This is a genomic window from Ruminococcus sp. N15.MGS-57, assembly GCF_000980385.1.
Lineage (GTDB): Bacteria > Bacillota > Clostridia > Oscillospirales > Ruminococcaceae > Hominimerdicola > Hominimerdicola aceti.
Genome location: NZ_LARF01000121.1, coordinates 1 through 875, shown reverse-complemented (window position 1 = coordinate 875; position 875 = coordinate 1). Strand labels below are relative to the sequence as shown.

2 protein-coding genes are annotated in these 875 nt (G+C 48.9%); both read left to right on the top strand.

Annotated elements, in window-relative coordinates:
• The coding region (locus tag WS40_RS10810; protein WP_325208546.1) for a hypothetical protein at positions 1 to 346 on the top strand (346 nt) is incomplete at its 5' end.
• A gap of 124 nt (positions 347 to 470) precedes the next feature.
• Entirely contained in the window at positions 471 to 704 is a 234-nt protein-coding gene (locus tag WS40_RS10805; RefSeq protein WP_325208545.1) for a helix-turn-helix transcriptional regulator, read from the top strand.
• Positions 705 to 875 lie beyond the last annotated feature (171 nt).

Here is an 875-nt window from a genome sequence, read left to right as displayed (position 1 = left end):
CCGCCGCGATGTGATGATCGAGAACGAGAAGATTCAGGAACGCATTGATGCAGGCGAAACCGACCTGAAGCTGGTCCAGGCCAGTCAGATCCTGCTTGGTATCACCAAGTCCAGCCTGGCAACCGACAGCTTCCTGTCCGCTGCATCCTTCCAGGAAACCACCCGCGTTCTGACCGAAGCCGCCATCAAGGGCAAGGTTGACCCGCTGGCCGGTCTGAAGGAAAACGTCATCATCGGTAAGCTGATCCCCGCCGGAACCGGTTTGCCGGAGGTTGAAGAAGAGCTGGCTCGCGCCGAGGAAATCCGCGATGCCGAGGGCAGCGCTTACGACCACGCTGAAAAGTAAGACTTTTTATATCTGATAAGCTTAGCCTGACAATAAAACATAACATCCCCCACAGCATTCTCCGCACGGGCAACTGCGAACGGAAAGGGTACTGTGGGGGATTTTTTATGCTGCTTTGCGGGGAATGAAACTGCTTATTGCGGAAAAGTGGCAGAAAAGTGATACAAAGTTGCTTGAAAATAGTAGTACAGCTGTGCTATGCTGGCCCCAAAGAAAGGGGGATAGCACCATGACATTGGGAGAGAAAATTGCATCCGCCCGGAAAGAAAAAGGCATGACCCAGGAAATGCTGGCAGAAAAATTGGGCGTAACACGGCAGGCTGTGGCAAGGTGGGAAACAGGAGTTTCCCATAGTTAAAGATACCACACCAAATATGATGAACCCACGCTTATACACTACCAGCTATAATAAACCGCAAGGACAGCAATTTGATGATACTGCTGTCCTTTCTTTTATAAAATTGCAGTACACATAAAAAAGCTGTAAAATGATAAATATATTTGTCCTTGTAACAATTCTCGGACATTT

Bases quoted from the DNA above. Each gene is read 5' to 3' on its own strand.
- WS40_RS10805 (WP_325208545.1), top strand. From the start codon at position 471: ATGAAACTGCTTATTGCGGAAAAGTGGCAGAAAAGTGATACAAAGTTG.